We start from the raw sequence: 15,649 nt of genomic DNA on the forward strand, positions 1-15,649 counted from the left end.
GCCCTATTTGAATAAAATATAGTTACCGTAGCAATTCTTTCTTACGCTTTTGATATTCTTCCAAATCAATCTCACCACGGGCATAACGTTCATGTAAAATATCCAAGGCCTCATCTTGTCCGATGAACCTACGCATAGGAATCCGAGAACCTATCCGCCGAAATAAATATACCAAAAATCCAATTAATGCTATCCAAAAAAGCAATTGGATTCCCATCCCAAGTATCCCCATCCCCCAAAATCCGCTGCCAAAGAATGGGCCACAGCCCCAACCGCCAAACATAAATCACTCCTCCTTTCCGTGAACTTTCCATTAATAAAGCAATACTAAAGCAAACGGGAGATATCGACATACTGCACAAGAGTTTAGAGGACCGGTGTTAAAGGGATTACGATGAAAACAAGACTCCATTTTAGGGAGTCTTATTGAGGCAAGTAAGTTTTACCAGCACCCCCAGCCGGACTGCCACATGTTCCCACCGTTCCAGCGGTTATTTCCCGGATAGTTAAACCAATCGTAATCCCGCCAATAATTGGGGTTCGTCGGTCCATACCAGTATCCATAAACAGGGGCATAAGAAGGACCTTGCTGCCCAGGTTGCTGTGTATTCGGCCCAGGCTGTTGTGTATTCGGCACAGGTTGATTTGGATCTGCTTGTTGTGTCGTCCAGTATATTTGCGGAGAGACTGGCGATGCCAAGACTTTGGCGGTAGGTACCCCTACGGTAAGTAAAGCAACAACTCCCAGAAGTACTAGGACTATTTTGGATAACTTCACTCTGTTCCCTCCTTTCAACATTATTAAGCAAAGAATAAACTTGTCATTTTACGCCCACGTCACAGATTCTTAACATTTTTGTTAAAGTAGGCTGCAGGGCCGTACGTCTGGGAGAAATCCTACTTTAAGTTGATAATTGCTGGTTATTGACTAGCCCCAATGACCATGATTTGAGTTCACTAGCTAGAATTTCCTCTATCTCGTCATCAACATCCATGAGCATGGTTAACAATTTTACTCGATTCTTGTTCTCTTTCCCTAACGTCATAATGATTCTTTCTCTTTCCACACGTAAAATCTCTAACCTGTTCATAGTAGATCCCTCCTTGACTGTAACGAATGTTTGATTCATCCTTTTATTTTGTTGTAACTGGTCGCAAAGATAGCGTGTGCGGCAAAATCGACCCACACCATGATTATCACATAATGGACATTGCTTCATGAGAATCGTACCTCTTTATCGAATCTTTTGTGAGGCTTCTTTTCCAGCGGTTAAAAATCTTCTGTCAAGTTGCTTAAGCCCGCTCAAAAAAGAATGGGCATAAGAATAGTAAAATCCTTTGCTCAACGCGACCGAACGAACTTTTCCATCCTCACGTTTACGAAATAGGACCATTCCACCTGCACACATTTTTACAACCTCCTATTATCAGAAAATTAAAACCAAAGCGTCTGAATCTGAGACCAACAGTTATTCCTGACTCATTAAATAGATTCTGTTCACTAAGCCATTCGTTTAAGTTTGATTATTTTTGGGGGGTATGCCACCTTGCTCAAGCTCAAGCTTTTTTTCTTCCGTAAGGAAATAGTTTTTAAAATTACTTTGTCGTCCAATAGCGTCGTGTCCCTGCGCGGCAGCGGCACACACACCAGCGATTGATTTAAATCCATCAGCATCTTAATTGCTTCATTGACCTCTTGCCCATTATCCGTTATTGTTTGCGCATAGCGCTGGGCTGCCAAAACTGTAACTTGATGGATTGCCGAGCGTACAGCCGTCAGTTGCAGTAGAATCTCTTTAAAGGGTCGTTCTTCCTCAATCATTCTTTCTACTGCAGCAAAGTGCCCGCGTATGATCTTTACCCGGTTTAGAATTTGTTTTTGGTCTGTTGATTTAACTTTTTCCATAGGCTCTATCCTCCCATCTTATAATTAAAAACTCAAGGTACTGTTCAAAACCTACACCGCGATCGGCGGTTGAGTTATGCCTTATGCTTATACTATTTGCTATTTTAAAGAAAGAGTTTCACGGCAAAGTTACAGGTTTTTAAATTATTTGTTATAAATCTCTTAGTTTAAAGTTATTGTGATCATTCTAATCATTAATAGAAACCTGCGTAGCTTCTGTACTTGCTGCTCTTTTTGCTTATGTAACACAAAAGAAACAATAATGTGACAATGTTGTAACATTCTATACCTATAATGGGTATCGAATGTTTTTTTCTACCCTTCAAATATGCTTCAGTGTTACGAATGACTATTAAGCGGAGTGATTAAGGTGCAGGAACAGGTTTTGAGAGATACCTTAATATCAGCCAAGAGCGGGGATGCTCTCGCACGAGAGGAACTTATAAAATCTCATAAAATATTTATAATTAGGGTAAGCTCCAAGGTCTGCAACCGCTATTTAACCTGGAATAACGATGATGAGCTAAGTATTGCCCTTATAGCCTTTAATGAAGCGATCGACAACTTCGACCTGCATGGAGGAGCTTCTTTTTACAGTTTTGTTCAAATGGTGATCCGAAGAAGATTAGTGGATTACTTCCGCAAAGAAGGCAAACATCAGCATCTTGCCCTCTCGCCCATGAATCCCGAGGATGAAGAATTGAGTCGCTATGATATGAATATCTCCCAAGAGCAATATCAAGAGGAACAAAATAATACTCAATTTGCTGAAGTTATCGAGAATTATGTCCGGGTTCTCAGTGAATATGGGGTAAACTTAGATGACTTGGTTAAGGTTTCTCCCAAGCATCGGGACAGTAAACAAACTCTCATTCGTGTGTCTCTGACTCTGGTTCACTACCCTCACTTACTGTCCCATCTAAAAAAACAAAAGCTCCTCCCGATTAAGGAGCTTGAACTCTTGACAGGGATCAAACGCAAGGTCTTAGAAAAGGGAAGAAAATATATCATCGCTCTCGTTTTAATCCTTTCGGAACCTGAATTTTATGCCCTCAAAACCTTCTTACAAATCAGTTCAGAACTTACGGAATAAGGTGGTCGCGAGATGAAAAAGAGTCAAGGAATCGTTATGAGGACATCCAAAAAAACGACGGTTATCTTAACGGAAAAAGGAGACTTTCTGGAAGTTCCTACACCCAAAGCTCTCCCGAAGGTAGGGGATACGATTCAAGTCGATCTCAAACCTAAACAAACCCCGCTTCACTATCGATCTTGGTCCAAGTACACTGCATCAGCAGCCGCCTTGTTGCTTGTCATCAGTCTCACGGCGTTCTATGTTTTTGCCCTTCCCAACATGGCCGTCGCATCGGTTGCACTTGATATGGATCAAAGTAATGTGGATAAGAGCATAGAACTTCTTGTGAATAAAGACGGAAAAGTCATCGAAGTACGCGATATGAACGGTAGGACTTACACGCTTGATAAACGAACTCTCACAGGTCAAGATGCTTACCAAGCTATCGATCTCATCATTGAAAGTGCTGCAAAAGAGGGCAACTTAAAGGAATCTGACAACCTTGTTTTCGCTCGAATTATTCCATTGTCTAAATGGATGGATAGTAATCTCGATCGCGAAACCTTAAAGAATTCGATCCAAAATGAAATGTCGCGACTCAATCTCCACGGGAACTTGGTTGTTGGGGAATCTGACGAAAAAGTTCGTCAAGAAGCCCTCAATCATGGTATGTCTGTGAATAACCATTTGATTTATGAGCGTTGCCAAGAAAAAGGTATTGATCTTCCTCCTGAAGCGATCCAGGGCGGTAACCTTCAAAAAGCGCTCTCTAATGCCCAAACCAATGTAATGAGTCTTTTTCCAGAAGAGAGTATTGAAATCAAGTCACCTCAAAAACCGGGAGGAAATGAAACCCATGATCAAGAACACTCCGAACCTTGGAAGCCGGATTCGAATTCACCTGAGGAGAATCATATAAATCCATCGATGATGGGGCCAAGCAAACAAAACACTTCACCCATGAATGTGAACGGACAATCGAGTAATACAAACAATTCAGTAAATCCTCCCTCCATGAACATGAACGCACCCCCATCCATGCCTGAAAATCCCTCTCAACAAGAGAACCCAATGACTAATTCGCATTCTACAGACGATAACCAAAGCAGAGACTGGAATTCCGAGACAGGACATGATCGTGAGTATCAATCTTCCAAGCCTATGAACTCCTGGCAAGATTCTCCCTCCACTCAGGAATCGAATCAGGGCAGCTATCGTTCCTGGTAAACACGTAAAGGAGAAGGCGAGCATCATCTCGACCTTCTCCTTTACTTTGAATTAGCTATTTCCACCTAAACCAGCTATTCCGCTAACGGTAAATAGACGCTAAACATTGCCCCCTTTCCTAATTCACTTTCTGCTACAACCTTCCCATGATGCATTTCAATTATCTTCTTCACAATCGAAAGTCCTAAGCCGGTCCCGGTTCCTCGCCTAGATCTGGACTTGTCGACTTTGTAAAATCTTTCCCAGATATTTTCGAGCTCTTCGTGAGGGATCCCCGGACCCGAGTCCTTTACCGCGATGAAGGCCCAGTCTTTTTCTAGACCAAGTTGAATTCTCACCTTCCCGCCGGATTCAGAGTGCTTTATCGCATTATCCACTAAATTCGTAAGAACTTGTTTCAGTCGATCACTATTGCCCCAAATCGTAACCTGTTGCTCCGGTATAATAACCTCTAATTGAATCTCTCTCGATTCAGCCAATTGCTTTAATCGCTCGATTGAAATCTGAACGAGCTTATTCAAAACAACATAATCCATCTCATCAAAGGTTTCGACAGCTTCTAATCCTTTGAGATCGAGCAAATCATCAACGAGGCGTCTAAGCCTTTCCGTTTCATCGATGATCAGTTTTAAGTAGTGCTGCTCTTGTTCTTTAGACTTCACTAATCCGTCTAAAACTGCCTCTGAAAACCCTTGGATCACGGTTAATGGAGTACGCAATTCATGAGAAACATCCGATAGGAGTTCCTGACGCAAGCGATCATAACGCTCAATCTCTTCAATTTTTTCCTTAAGTTCGGCGGACATGACGTTAAAGGAATGTGCTAGACGTCCGACCTCATCTTCCGAGGTGACTTCAATTTGTCGGCCAAAATCCCCTTCCGCGATATGTTTCGCTGTATCCTCCATTTTAATGAGAGGCCGAATGAGCTTTCTGGAAATGAACATACTGAGTATGGTTGCTAATATAATTCCAATCAGTGCTCCAATGAATGCAATCCATAATAAGCTTTGAACATGTTGCCTAATCGATGATAACGGGCTACTGATAATTACTGTTCCTATAACTTGGTTTTGGCCTTTTAATGGAACGCCAACGAGAAAGGTTTCATCCGTTACTCCCGGAAGCTTTCCGGAGTAAACCACATTATTTCCGCTTAGGATTTTTCCTTTAAAAGCTGGCTCCAGAAGAATCCGTTTTAGGGGTACGCTTATTGGCTGACCCAATAACTGCCCTCCGTCAAGATTCACTATGGCGATATCCGCATTTAAGAATTTTCCAAGAATCTGAAACCTTTCATTGATAAGCGTACTCTCATCCGCTTTATAAGTATTGTATATTGTAACAACTTCTTCAGCCTCATAGATATAAAACTTGGCCTGCTGATTATAAATTAAGGTCCTAATCTGTTGAGCTTGAATTAGAATTGAAAATAAAAAGACACCCAAAACTAAACCAACAATCGTCAGCCAAAGTTTAAGGATAAGGCTTTTTTTTAATGACCATTGAATTCGAATCTGTACCCCACTCCTCTAACGGTTTGAATAAAATCACTGAAACCCACTTGACTTTCAAATTTCGAGCGTAAACGGTTGATATGTGTATCGACTGTCCTCGAATCTCCGCAATAGTCGTACTCCCAGACCGTGTTAAGTAACTGGTCCCGGGTAAATATCCGATTTGGATTCTTGGCTAAAACTAAGAGTAAATCAAACTCTTTCGTTGTCAGTTTCGCCTCTGTTCCCTCCACGATCACCTCGCGGGTGATCTGATTGATCGTAAAACCAGGGTATGTAATAAGATGTTCTTTCGTCTGTTCTCCTTCTAGTCTTCGTAGAACTGCTTTTACTCGTGCACTGAGTTCCCTTGGACTGAACGGTTTTACTACATAGTCATCGGCTCCTAAATCAAACCCGAGTACCCGATCATTTTCTTCTCCTTTAGCAGTTAACATGATAATTGGAATTTGAGTCTCTTTCCTCAAGATTTTGCATACGGTCCACCCATCTAAACCCGGCATCATCAAATCTAAGATAACAAGGTCGAATGCGCCATTGCGAACCTTCTCTAAAGCACGATTTCCATTTTCAGACTCTTCAATTTCATAACCCTCGGCTTCAAGGTATAGGCGAACAATCTCTCGTATCCGTTCATCATCATCTGCCACCAAAATTCTCATATCCAACCACTTCCTCCTCAGAAAAATAATCGAGTGTTAACTAAATATTGGGTTCAAACCTCTTCAATCTTCTGCTTCAAGTTGCAACGTCACGTGGTTAATTACGAAACGTTCCTGAAGGTTAATGCATTAAAAAAGCGGCTTTAGGCACAGTATTTATCATCAAATCCGAGATTATACCATTTAACTAGCTTCTACCAACACCAATCATCGTTTCTGTCATTCTCACATTGATCCTTAGGGAGAGTATACCAATCAAATTGAGGATTGTAATTCGGTTTCATTGGACTATACCACATCCCCCCTCCCCCAGCTCCATTTTCCACATTGGAGGATGGTTGAGAATTATTTTTAGTGACGGGTTCACTGGGCTGGGCAGCGGGTAGACTTTGAGTCCAAACCGAGGGGCGTAGCATCGCTATGGCCTTAGGGATGAACATCCCACTCAAAAAGGCCATGACTACGACTAAGATGACAATGATTTTACTTTTCATCCGGCTCCCCTCCGACTAACCCAGTTCTCTTTTCCTATACATTTTCCCATAACTCTCTTTACTGCTCCATCTGGGAAAATCGTGAATAGTTGTACTCCCCTTTCTCCATCTGTCCACTCATGGTAGCACTCTGAGCAGTAATATCGATCACGCCCAATCTTTCCGATTTGACGCCCCTTGCATAACACACAACTTCTCATAAAACTTCGACCCCTCGTCTATTGGACATTACTTATGCCATCTTATCAAAAACATATTTCCCTCTCTTTGTATAGTCCCTCTAATGGAATATGTTAATTATAGGTTTTTTTTATTACAATAATCTAACATGAATTTAACAAATTTGTTAAAAACCCCGTACCACTCAATCGTGATACGGGGTGACTATTTTAGAGTTATTGATACTCATTCGTCGATATGCTCTAGCCCCTGGCGGTAAAGCTCTTGCACGTGATTATCCTGGAGGGAATAATACACCATTTTCCCATCCCGCCGGTATTTCACAAGATTACTATTACGAAGAACTCTCAGTTGATGAGAGGTAGCAGACTGACTTAAGTCTAGAAGCTCAGCCAAATCACAAACACAGAATTCCGACTTAGCGAGTGCATCCATTATTCGTATACGTGTAGGATCTCCAAGCGTCTTAAATAAATCGGCAAGTTCAGTTGCTCGATCTAGACTTAAGATTTGATCAGAATACGTGCGAACCACATCCGGATGAACGCAGACAATATCACAGATTAGGTTTTCACTATCATTATTATGCTTATTAGACATCATCGTAAGATTCACCTCATAATGCTAATACCTGCTGATTAGTAATATAACAGTAAATCTCTATTCTTACAAGCGGATTACAGGCCAAGAAAAAAATCCGGCACAAACATTGCCTAAAATAAGTTTTTAACGTGCTGTTAATTCTTTCATCTGAGTGTTAGTATGAGCTTCTCCCTTTTCCGGGTTAGAATAGCGCCTTACGCGTGTTGCGTTTAATATAGCGAGCAAGGCTACCCCAACATCTGCAAAGACAGCTTCCCACATATTGGCTACACCAAACATCCCTAACACGATGAATCCAAGTTTAATTACTAATGCAAAACCGATATTCTGCCAAATAATTTTCTTCGTGAAACGGGCAATATCGATTGCACTAACCAGTTTACTCGGTTGATCTTCCATGAGAACAACGTCTGCTGCTTCAATCGCCGCATCTGATCCTAAGCCTCCCATAGCGACTCCAATATCGGCTCGGGTTAATACCGGTGCATCGTTAATTCCATCTCCAACAAAGACAACCTTACCTTTTCCATTTTCTTTCTGCAAATATTTTTCAAGCCAAGTGACCTTCTCTTCCGGAAGTAAATCGGCATGATACTCTTTAATTCCTAACTGCTCAGATACAGCCTTCGCAACGGTACTATGGTCACCTGTCAGCATCACTGTGGTAATTCCTGCTTGATTTAAGTTGGCAACTGCTTCTTTGGCTCCCTCTTTTGCCCGATCCGAAATAAGAAGATTACCTATATATTTGCCATCGACCGCGATATAAACTTGAGTACCCACTTCATTTATTTTCAATTCCGGAACCAAAATTGAATTCTGGAGCAAAAGGTCTTTCTTCCCTGCGAAAACTGCTTTTCCATTTAATACGGCACGAATTCCTTTTCCACTGATTTCTTCATAACTTGCGATAGAAGCCGTGTCAATCTCTTTACCCCATCGATCCCGAATCGATTTTGCAATGGGATGACTGGAGTGGGCTTCAACGGTGGCAGCTATTTCGAGAAGTTGCTCTTCTGTGTATTCATTCATCGCTTCAATCTTATTGACTTCAAACACCCCTTGAGTGAGTGTACCTGTCTTATCAAATATCACAGTACGAACATCAGTTAAAGCTTCTAAATAATTAGCTCCCTTCACTAAAATCCCGTGACGCGATGCGCCACCGATTCCCCCAAAATAACCGAGAGGTACAGATATCACCAGTGCACAAGGACAAGAGATAACCAGGATCGTCATGGCACGATAGAGCCACTCCCTAAAATCGCCTCCCATAAAGAACGGCGGAATCAGTGCAATCCCTAAAGCAACAACAACAATGGCCGGCGTGTAGTACCGAGCAAACGTCGTAATGAACTTCTCCGTCTTTGCCTTACGTGTACTAGCGTTCTCCACAAGGTCAAGGATTTTCTGAACCGAGGAGTCTGCAAACTCCTTGGTGACTCTAACCGTAAGAACACCCGAAGTGTTGATCATACCCGCGAGAACTGTATCTCCAACTTCGACTTTTCGAGGTACGGATTCACCCGTTAAAGCCGAAGTATCTACGAATGAGGTTCCATGAACAATTTCGCCATCCAACGGAACCTTTTCTCCAGGTCGAATTAAAATCTGTTGCCCGATATGAACCTCTTCAGGGTCAACTTTTTTTACATCTAATTGATTCACTAGGTTAGCGTAGTCTGGACGAATATTCAGCACCGCTTGAATCGAACGGCGTGAACGATTCACGGCACGATCTTCGAAATACTCTCCTACGGAATAGAAGAGCATGACACCTACAGCTTCAGGAAGCTCGTGAATGGCAATGGCTCCAATCGTAGCTAGGGCCATTAAGAAGTTTTCATCGAAAATTGATCCACGAATAATGTTTCGGAATGCTTTCTCTAAAACTTCACGTCCGACCAATAAATAGGCCGCTAAATATACAAGATACTCAAGAATTTCGAACGAAGTATTGTGCCATTTTGATCCGAATATCAATCCTATAGCAAAGAGAATACCTGCAATCAAAATTGTTGTTAATTTTTGACGCGTTTCTTTTGCTTCCTTTTCTTCGTTCTCAACAGGACTCTTCGATTTACTTCTTTCAATCGGAACGAGTTTAACCCCTGGCTCAATCCTCTCCATGATCTCTTGCGCCTGACTCATCATCGAAGGAGGCAAGTAAACGGTTTTCGTCGCATAGTTAATCGCTGTTTCTCCGATTCCTTCCGTAGCACTGAGCGCCCGCTCCATTTTCGCAGAGCAGTTCGCGCAAAACTCCCCTTCAATACGGTATTGAAGTTTGTCTGAGGAACTAGCAGACTTTTTCTCATTCGCTTCGACAAGTTTAACTCCCGGTTCGATTTTCTCAATGATAGTTTGGGCCTGGTTAACCATTGAAGGAGGTAAGAAAACCGTTTTCATCGCATAATTGATGCTCGTCTCCCCAATTCCTTCGGTTGAACTCAATGCTCTTTCCATCTTTGCCGAACAATTCGCACAGAATTCGCCTTCGATTCTGAATTTCACACGTTCCTCAGATCGATTAAAATTTTTATCTACCATTTCTTTCCCTCCAAACATCTTTTGTATTTCTCTTATCTATTGCGGCCTCAATTCGATATATGAATATCTGTTCATATGTAGTATATCAAAAGAATTCAGTTTCTACAAGATTGTTTTTAGTATCACTCGCAACTTATCCTGTAAATTTATCACCGTCTATCAATCAGTAGTTTAACCAATCATTCGCTAATGCTTCACTTAAATTTGCTGACATATCTACTTTTTATAGCCTATTCTCTTTGTTTTTTCTTCCTTCAAACCCCTCAGAAACCCTCCTCATGAATAAACCTTGTCTCCTTGTCTCCTTGGCTAATGCTTCCGTGTTGTTACGGCACGAGGACATTAACCTTTGCAGATAAAACTGCCTGACATACAAAAACGGCTCTAATGAGCCGTTTTTTCTAACGAGATATATATTCTTTACCAGCAACCACCGTAATAACCACCAGCATTTGCTCCCCAGCCTCCGTAGTAGCCCGGTCCATATCCTAAACCTGGGCCATAACCTTGAGCAGGCGCTGCAGAACCAAACTTCTGGGCATATTGTTGCCTATACTGTTCTGAGAGGTCTATGTTAGCCTTAGTTGAATCCGCTTGAGCCTTAGTAATTTCTCCAGCCTCAGCGTATTTATCAACGATCTGTTTCTGCAACTCTACAATCTGCTTGTTCAAAGCATCAATTTCTGTTTTCTGCTGATCTGTTACTGCAGCATATGTAGGAACTGCAACCATAGCTAGGATAAAGACAGACGCAAGAATTAGAATGAATTTTTTCCTTTTCATAAGAAGTGCCCCCTTTATATTTGTTAGCTATAGTTTACATGAAGAATTTTACAGATTGGTGACGGGATTTTAACATTTTTGTAACATTGAGAGCACCGATAATAGCACTTTTAATATGGCACTCATTCAGCCAGCGGTAGGTAAACCGTAAAAATTGACCCCAAACCCAATCGGCTGTCCGCCGAAACCTTCCCGCCATGCTTCTCCACAATCTGCTTGACAACAGATACTATAAAACCGTCTGCCTCCAAATAGAGCCTCACAATTTCCCGAATTCGTTCGTTATCATCCGCGATCAACACGTTATTCCGCATATGAGTTCCCTCACTCGTCCAGGTCTGGTTAAAAACAACTCCGCTCAGATTAATCGTGCCAGTAAGTTCCAGACCCACTGTTCCCGTCGCTCATACCATTTGCAGGATACCAACTATAGGACGGGCGAAAGTCTGGACCCATCTGTCTGCACCAATAACCCGGACCGCTCGGGTTCCCTGGGGTAGCCGTACCCGGTGTTGGTGTTACCACTTTGGGAGAAACCGACTGAATAGAGGCAGGCTGATTAATTGAAGCAGGAGGAGCAGTTGAAGAAACATCTGGCTAAACTGGAGTGATTGACTGAGACGGAGTAGATGGAGAAACTGAAGCAGGTGAAGTCAAGGCGGGTTCAGAACCAGGAGAGTTTGATGGTGCTGGTGTCGAAGATACGAGAGCAGCCGGGGATTTTTTCGATGTCAAAGCCTGATCCTGTGCTGTGTTGGCTGGCCAAGATTGTTCCCATGGGGCCGGTGCGGCAATAGCCCTTACAATGGAAATACCAACAACCGCAAATACGGCAAGGCCGCAGATAACAAGCACATTTTTTAGTTTTCTCACAAATTCTCAACTCCTAGACTAAAATGCAATTATTCTTGACTGTTTTCTAACACCTATTATACCCCTAAGCTAAAGTTGTGGCTGCATGAGGATTCTAAACATTTTTGTTACATAAGAAAATCAGACAATACTGGTGAGACATGCAAGCTAGTTATTTCAGAAAAAAGACAAAGGTGATTTTTTCAGTAAACACCTTTGTCAATTCTTTTCTTTATCGACAAGTTACTTTTCTTTTGTATTACTACAAATAACTTTACTCTTGCTGAATACCACAATTGGAGCAAAACTTTGCTCCGATCGGTACAGCGCTTTGACACTTGACACAGCGCCTTTCCCTTTCCCTTCCCATTGCCGTTCCACACTGGATACAGAAAAGCGCTTCGGGCTTGCCCGGACTACCACAGTTCGGGCAATATTCGGCTAATGTATTATAACCTTCTTCACCAACGTTCAAGCTTTCATTAGAATAGTGGTTGTACCGATCCTCTCTTTCATGGTGTGAGTCGTGATGACCACCGTGATGTCCACCCTGATGGCGGAAAAGTCCCTCCAACAAATGATCAAAGCCCAATTTAATTCCTCCCTCAATAAATTTCTCGCTAATTCTTGCATTTTTTGACTTTCGCCTTACAAATTTCATCTCATATATTATGGTTATCCACTGTGTCCAAAAGTACATATGAGTTGCCTAAAAATGAAGACATGTCACCGTGAAAATACCCCCCTTCCCTAGTAAAGGTTGCTGACCGCTCCTTGTTTGGTCGCCTTTGAGCCGTTTACTTAGCTGAACTTCCACTCAAAACATTGATTATTTTTTTCTCACTAACATTGCCCGTTTGAGGTGCCAAATAGGTTCTGATCCTGGTTGCATTGAGGATAGCCAGTAAAGCCACACCTACATCGGCAAAAACTGCCTCCCACATATTTGCCACGCCGAAGGCTCCCAGGATGATAAACCCAAGCTTAATTACCATAGCAAGAACGACGCACCATGATATGTTGGCCAATTTGCACATCTTCCGGATCGACCTTGACCACATCTAACTGGTTAATCAGGTTCGCATAATCCGGCCTGATATCCATTAAATCTTGTATGGAACGACGGGAACGGTCAACGGCCCGCGCCTGAATATATTCACCGACAGAATAAAACAACATAACGCCAACGGCTTCGGATAACTGGTGAATCGCAATAGCGCCAATGGTTGCTAAAGCCATCAGGAAATTTTCATCAAACACCGAACCTCTGAGAATATTTCTAAAAGCCGTGCTCAGCACTTCATAACCGACCAACACATAAGCCGACAGGTAAACAACGTACTCGATCGGTTCTAATGAGGTGCCATGCCACTTAGAACCGAAAAGCAAGCCAATAGCCAAAAGGATGGCGGCAATGATAATGCCCGTTAGCTTTCCGCCAAGCAGAGACTTCTCAGGTTGCTGGTTGCTGCTCTTGTCTCTTTGGTTTTCCACGGCTACCAGTTTTGAAGAGATCGGCGAGATGATTGGCTTGAGCAGAAGTTATAATCTGATTGACGTAAGTGCTGATTAGATCAGAGTGAACACATTGCACTTCGCAAACTGGGTTTTGCTCTATGTCCTTAGGATTTTCTAGTTTCATAAGTTCCACCTCAATTTTATATATGAATATTTGTTCATATGTTAGTATATCAAATAAGATTATTCTTGACAACATTTTTCCCTTCTCCAAGCTTGAACTTTTTTCTCCATCCAAGATACGAAAAACCGTATAATAATGTCGATTCAAACTGACACTATATCTATGCATAAATGGCAAATCTTCTAAAGAAAAAACTAACAGCAAATAAAAGCCCCCCGGCGCAGAAACACAAGCACGTTTGTGCCGCACCGGTGGGGCTAAATGGAGGTTAAATGAACGGAAATTGGTTATCAATTATTCCTGCCTTAATAACGTTAGGAACCGCTATCCTAACTAAACGGATCATCCCTTCTCTTTCATTTGGGCTCATAGCCGGAGGAATCCTGGTTACGGGCAACCTATTTTCAGGTATATTCAAAACATCCGACTACATCATAGAAGCATTTTCAAGCCCTGAAAACGCATACATCATCTTGTTTCTCTTTTTATTAGGTGCACTTACTGAAATCTTTAAAGTTGCAGGCGGGATTAAAGGTTTTTCTTCTCTGGCAAGTCGTTGGGTGAAAAATGAGAGAGGTGCCCTCCTCTCCGTCTGGGCTGTTACCCCTGTTACTTTTTTGGACTGTTGTTTCCACGTCATCGCGACGGGAACCGTTTCCAATCCCCTCATTGAAAAAGTCAATGGCTCCAAAGAAAAGCTAGCTTTAGTGATTAACGTGACCTCATCTCAACTCATTGTTTTAATCCCAGTAGCTACCACCTACGTCGGTTATATTCTTGGAGTCATTGCATCCGGTATGAAAAAAGCCGGAATGCCCGGCTCAGCCTACACGCTGTATCTTAAAAGTATTCCCTATAACTTTTTTTCCATAGGTATGATTATCATCAGTTTCCTAATAATCTTCCTTGGTCTTGGATTCGGTCGCTGGCGTTTCAGCAGTGGTGGGAAATTGTCAGGCGGAGTTCATAATAGTCATGAAGCGCACGAAGAGTCAGAATTTGAGCAGAAGTTTCCCCCGCGAGCAAGCAATCTCTTCATCCCTTTAGTCCTTTTAATCAGCCTGATTGTTTTTCTTTTTTGGTACACCGGACAAGGCAAAGGAAGAAGCTTCCTCGAAGCGCTTATAAACGCCCAGTTTGAAAAGTCTATTTTTATCGCGACTTTTGTAACGCTAATTTTAACAACTCTTTTGTATGTTCTGCAGAAAGTCCCGCTATCTCAGATTGAGAGTTTCTTTTTAGCCGGAGGAACGGAACTTCTCCCTCCCATCGTCATTCTCATCCTAAGCTGGTCTTTATCCAGTGCTACTCAAGATTTAGGATTTATAGAGTTTATCTCCCGTACCGTAGGAGCGACAGTCCCGAAACTCTTCATCCCGGCGATTGTATTTCTTATTGGAGCCTTTACTTCCTACTTTATCGGATCGTCTTGGGCCACATGGGCTTTAATCATGCCGCTGGGCCTTCAACTGGCTTTTAGCTCCGGAGTGAATATTCCCCTCATTGTAGGTGCAGTGTTGGCTGGAGGCTCAGTGGGAGACACCGTCTCCCCTCTTGGCGAGACACCTATTTTAACAGCCTCTGTCACAGAAGTAAGCATTATCGATCACGTTCAGACCACTTTACCTTATGCTTTAGTGGTAATCGGACTTTCGACTATACTTTTTATAGTTACTCAAGCTTTGTTAGGATAATATAGCCAAAGTATGGATAACTCACGGTAACAAGGAATTGTTACCTATCAATGTGGATGGGGATGGTCTTCAATGGCGTGGTGCCCACAACATTATCGACACACCAACTAAACAAATAGCAGTCCCTATCCAATCGTATGTATCAGGTACTTTCTTATCAATTCCCCAGCCCCATAAGACTGCAAGAAAAACGAAAACTCCTCCATAGGCTGCATAAACTCTGCCAAAGTTCGGGAATTTCTGCAAGGTGGGTATGACGCCGTAAAGAATGAGGATTAGTCCTCCTAGAATCCCATACCAAAATGGCTTTGCTTCCCTCAGCCAAAGCCAGACTAAGTAACCTCCCCCTATTTCGGCTAAACCAGCGAGAATAAATAGTATAATTGCGTTAAACACGAATTAACCCTCCTTAGTAATTGACTCTAAAAGGCGTTTTATGTTACCGATGCAACAAGAACCCTCTG

Annotated in this window: 21 protein-coding genes and 1 pseudogene; 3 read left to right on the top strand and 19 right to left on the bottom strand. The window is 42.3% G+C overall.

Annotation, left to right across the window (positions count from 1 at the left end; genetic code table 11):
* Nucleotides 1-22: 22 nt before the first annotated feature.
* From ACZ42W_RS16520 to ACZ42W_RS16540, 5 genes are all read right to left on the bottom strand, one after another.
* Nucleotides 23-283 (bottom strand): SHOCT domain-containing protein, encoded by a 261-nt coding sequence (locus ACZ42W_RS16520; protein WP_464166369.1) that lies wholly within the window; start codon nt 281-283, stop codon nt 23-25.
* A 159-nt stretch (nt 284-442) separates the two neighbouring features.
* Nucleotides 443-778, bottom strand: coding sequence for a hypothetical protein (locus ACZ42W_RS16525; protein WP_464166370.1), 336 nt, complete (start codon nt 776-778; stop codon nt 443-445).
* Between the two features lie 124 nt (nt 779-902).
* Entirely contained in the window at nt 903-1,091 is a 189-nt protein-coding gene (locus ACZ42W_RS16530; protein WP_464166371.1) for a hypothetical protein, read from the bottom strand.
* Between the two features lie 144 nt (nt 1,092-1,235).
* On the bottom strand, nt 1,236-1,409 hold the full coding sequence (locus tag ACZ42W_RS16535) for a hypothetical protein (protein ID WP_464166372.1): 174 nt from the start codon (nt 1,407-1,409) through the stop codon (nt 1,236-1,238).
* 92 nt (nt 1,410-1,501) lie between these two features.
* Nucleotides 1,502-1,906 carry a metal-sensitive transcriptional regulator gene (locus ACZ42W_RS16540; RefSeq protein WP_464166373.1) on the bottom strand — a complete coding sequence of 135 codons (405 nt, stop codon included), beginning with the start codon at nt 1,904-1,906 and terminating at the stop codon, nt 1,502-1,504.
* Nucleotides 1,907-2,276: 370 nt separating this feature from the next.
* Between ACZ42W_RS16540 and sigI the strand changes: the two genes are divergently transcribed.
* Together sigI and ACZ42W_RS16550 are read left to right on the top strand one after the other, a co-directional pair.
* Nucleotides 2,277-2,999 (top strand): RNA polymerase sigma-I factor, encoded by a 723-nt coding sequence (gene sigI, locus ACZ42W_RS16545; RefSeq protein WP_075365511.1) that lies wholly within the window; start codon nt 2,277-2,279, stop codon nt 2,997-2,999.
* Between the two features lie 12 nt (nt 3,000-3,011).
* On the top strand, nt 3,012-4,208 hold the full coding sequence (locus tag ACZ42W_RS16550; protein ID WP_075365512.1) for an anti-sigma factor domain-containing protein: 1,197 nt from the start codon (nt 3,012-3,014) through the stop codon (nt 4,206-4,208).
* 74 nt (nt 4,209-4,282) lie between these two features.
* Here ACZ42W_RS16550 and ACZ42W_RS16555 read toward each other — a convergent pair whose 3' ends face one another.
* The 13 genes and pseudogenes from ACZ42W_RS16555 to ACZ42W_RS16615 form a co-directional block, all read right to left on the bottom strand.
* Nucleotides 4,283-5,656 (bottom strand): sensor histidine kinase, encoded by a 1,374-nt coding sequence (locus tag ACZ42W_RS16555; protein WP_464166374.1) that lies wholly within the window; start codon nt 5,654-5,656, stop codon nt 4,283-4,285.
* Nucleotides 5,657-5,703: 47 nt separating this feature from the next.
* The gene (locus ACZ42W_RS16560; RefSeq protein ID WP_075365552.1) at nt 5,704-6,387 is read right to left on the bottom strand and encodes a response regulator transcription factor; all 684 of its coding nucleotides are present in this window, start codon (nt 6,385-6,387) and stop codon (nt 5,704-5,706) included.
* Nucleotides 6,388-6,581: 194 nt separating this feature from the next.
* Nucleotides 6,582-6,881: a hypothetical protein gene (locus ACZ42W_RS16565; RefSeq protein ID WP_075365514.1), complete on the bottom strand. Its 300-nt coding sequence runs from the start codon at nt 6,879-6,881 to the stop codon at nt 6,582-6,584.
* Entirely contained in the window at nt 6,878-7,081 is a 204-nt protein-coding gene (locus tag ACZ42W_RS16570; protein ID WP_464166375.1) for a hypothetical protein, read from the bottom strand. Before ACZ42W_RS16570 ends, ACZ42W_RS16565 begins: the two co-directional genes overlap by 4 nt.
* 205 nt (nt 7,082-7,286) lie before the next feature.
* Nucleotides 7,287-7,664 carry an ArsR/SmtB family transcription factor gene (locus tag ACZ42W_RS16575; protein ID WP_464166376.1) on the bottom strand — a complete coding sequence of 126 codons (378 nt, stop codon included), beginning with the start codon at nt 7,662-7,664 and terminating at the stop codon, nt 7,287-7,289.
* Nucleotides 7,665-7,787: 123 nt separating this feature from the next.
* A complete protein-coding gene (locus tag ACZ42W_RS16580) occupies nt 7,788-10,214 on the bottom strand; it encodes a heavy metal translocating P-type ATPase (RefSeq protein WP_464166377.1) in 2,427 nt (808 codons plus the stop codon).
* Nucleotides 10,215-10,634: 420 nt separating this feature from the next.
* Entirely contained in the window at nt 10,635-10,997 is a 363-nt protein-coding gene (locus ACZ42W_RS16585) for a YckD family protein (protein ID WP_464166378.1), read from the bottom strand.
* A 122-nt stretch (nt 10,998-11,119) separates the two neighbouring features.
* Complete coding sequence (locus ACZ42W_RS16590) at nt 11,120-11,311, bottom strand: ATP-binding protein (protein ID WP_464166379.1); 192 nt, start codon at nt 11,309-11,311, stop codon at nt 11,120-11,122.
* A 283-nt stretch (nt 11,312-11,594) separates the two neighbouring features.
* Nucleotides 11,595-11,870 (bottom strand): hypothetical protein, encoded by a 276-nt coding sequence (locus ACZ42W_RS16595; RefSeq protein ID WP_464166380.1) that lies wholly within the window; start codon nt 11,868-11,870, stop codon nt 11,595-11,597.
* Nucleotides 11,871-12,123: 253 nt separating this feature from the next.
* Nucleotides 12,124-12,441, bottom strand: a complete 318-nt coding sequence (locus ACZ42W_RS16600) for a zinc ribbon domain-containing protein (protein WP_464166381.1) — start codon at nt 12,439-12,441, stop codon at nt 12,124-12,126.
* A 205-nt stretch (nt 12,442-12,646) separates the two neighbouring features.
* Complete coding sequence (locus ACZ42W_RS16605) at nt 12,647-12,802, bottom strand: hypothetical protein (RefSeq protein ID WP_464166382.1); 156 nt, start codon at nt 12,800-12,802, stop codon at nt 12,647-12,649.
* 52 nt (nt 12,803-12,854) lie between these two features.
* Nucleotides 12,855-13,355, bottom strand: a pseudogene (locus tag ACZ42W_RS16610) (heavy metal translocating P-type ATPase); the annotation flags it as partial.
* The gene (locus ACZ42W_RS16615) at nt 13,303-13,695 is read right to left on the bottom strand and encodes a hypothetical protein (RefSeq protein ID WP_464166383.1); all 393 of its coding nucleotides are present in this window, start codon (nt 13,693-13,695) and stop codon (nt 13,303-13,305) included. The gene ACZ42W_RS16615 and the pseudogene ACZ42W_RS16610, both read right to left, overlap by 53 nt.
* Before the next feature lie 68 nt (nt 13,696-13,763).
* On the opposite strand from ACZ42W_RS16615, the gene ACZ42W_RS16620 reads away from it, so the two are divergent.
* Nucleotides 13,764-15,185, top strand: coding sequence for a Na+/H+ antiporter NhaC family protein (locus ACZ42W_RS16620; RefSeq protein WP_464166384.1), 1,422 nt, complete (start codon nt 13,764-13,766; stop codon nt 15,183-15,185).
* Nucleotides 15,186-15,254: 69 nt separating this feature from the next.
* Here the strand turns inward: ACZ42W_RS16620 and ACZ42W_RS16625 are convergent, their stop codons facing one another.
* On the bottom strand, nt 15,255-15,581 hold the full coding sequence (locus ACZ42W_RS16625) for a YnfA family protein (RefSeq protein WP_464166385.1): 327 nt from the start codon (nt 15,579-15,581) through the stop codon (nt 15,255-15,257).
* Nucleotides 15,582-15,649: the final 68 nt, after the last annotated feature.

Source organism: Desulfitobacterium elongatum (assembly GCF_055378975.1).

Coding starts and splice junctions, on each gene's coding strand:
- ACZ42W_RS16530 (WP_464166371.1), bottom strand. CDS start 1,091: ATGAACAGGTTAGAGATTTTACGTGTGGAAAGAGAAAGAATCATTATG.
- ACZ42W_RS16585 (WP_464166378.1), bottom strand. CDS start 10,997: ATGAAAAGGAAAAAATTCATTCTAATTCTTGCGTCTGTCTTTATCCTA.
- ACZ42W_RS16620 (WP_464166384.1), top strand. CDS start 13,764: ATGAACGGAAATTGGTTATCAATTATTCCTGCCTTAATAACGTTAGGA.
- ACZ42W_RS16540 (WP_464166373.1), bottom strand. CDS start 1,906: ATGGAAAAAGTTAAATCAACAGACCAAAAACAAATTCTAAACCGGGTA.
- ACZ42W_RS16570 (WP_464166375.1), bottom strand. CDS start 7,081: ATGAGAAGTTGTGTGTTATGCAAGGGGCGTCAAATCGGAAAGATTGGG.
- ACZ42W_RS16535 (WP_464166372.1), bottom strand. CDS start 1,409: ATGTGTGCAGGTGGAATGGTCCTATTTCGTAAACGTGAGGATGGAAAA.
- ACZ42W_RS16580 (WP_464166377.1), bottom strand. CDS start 10,214: ATGGTAGATAAAAATTTTAATCGATCTGAGGAACGTGTGAAATTCAGA.
- ACZ42W_RS16590 (WP_464166379.1), bottom strand. CDS start 11,311: ATGCGGAATAACGTGTTGATCGCGGATGATAACGAACGAATTCGGGAA.
- ACZ42W_RS16520 (WP_464166369.1), bottom strand. CDS start 283: ATGTTTGGCGGTTGGGGCTGTGGCCCATTCTTTGGCAGCGGATTTTGG.
- ACZ42W_RS16565 (WP_075365514.1), bottom strand. CDS start 6,881: ATGAAAAGTAAAATCATTGTCATCTTAGTCGTAGTCATGGCCTTTTTG.
- ACZ42W_RS16575 (WP_464166376.1), bottom strand. CDS start 7,664: ATGATGTCTAATAAGCATAATAATGATAGTGAAAACCTAATCTGTGAT.
- ACZ42W_RS16550 (WP_075365512.1), top strand. CDS start 3,012: ATGAAAAAGAGTCAAGGAATCGTTATGAGGACATCCAAAAAAACGACG.
- ACZ42W_RS16560 (WP_075365552.1), bottom strand. CDS start 6,387: ATGAGAATTTTGGTGGCAGATGATGATGAACGGATACGAGAGATTGTT.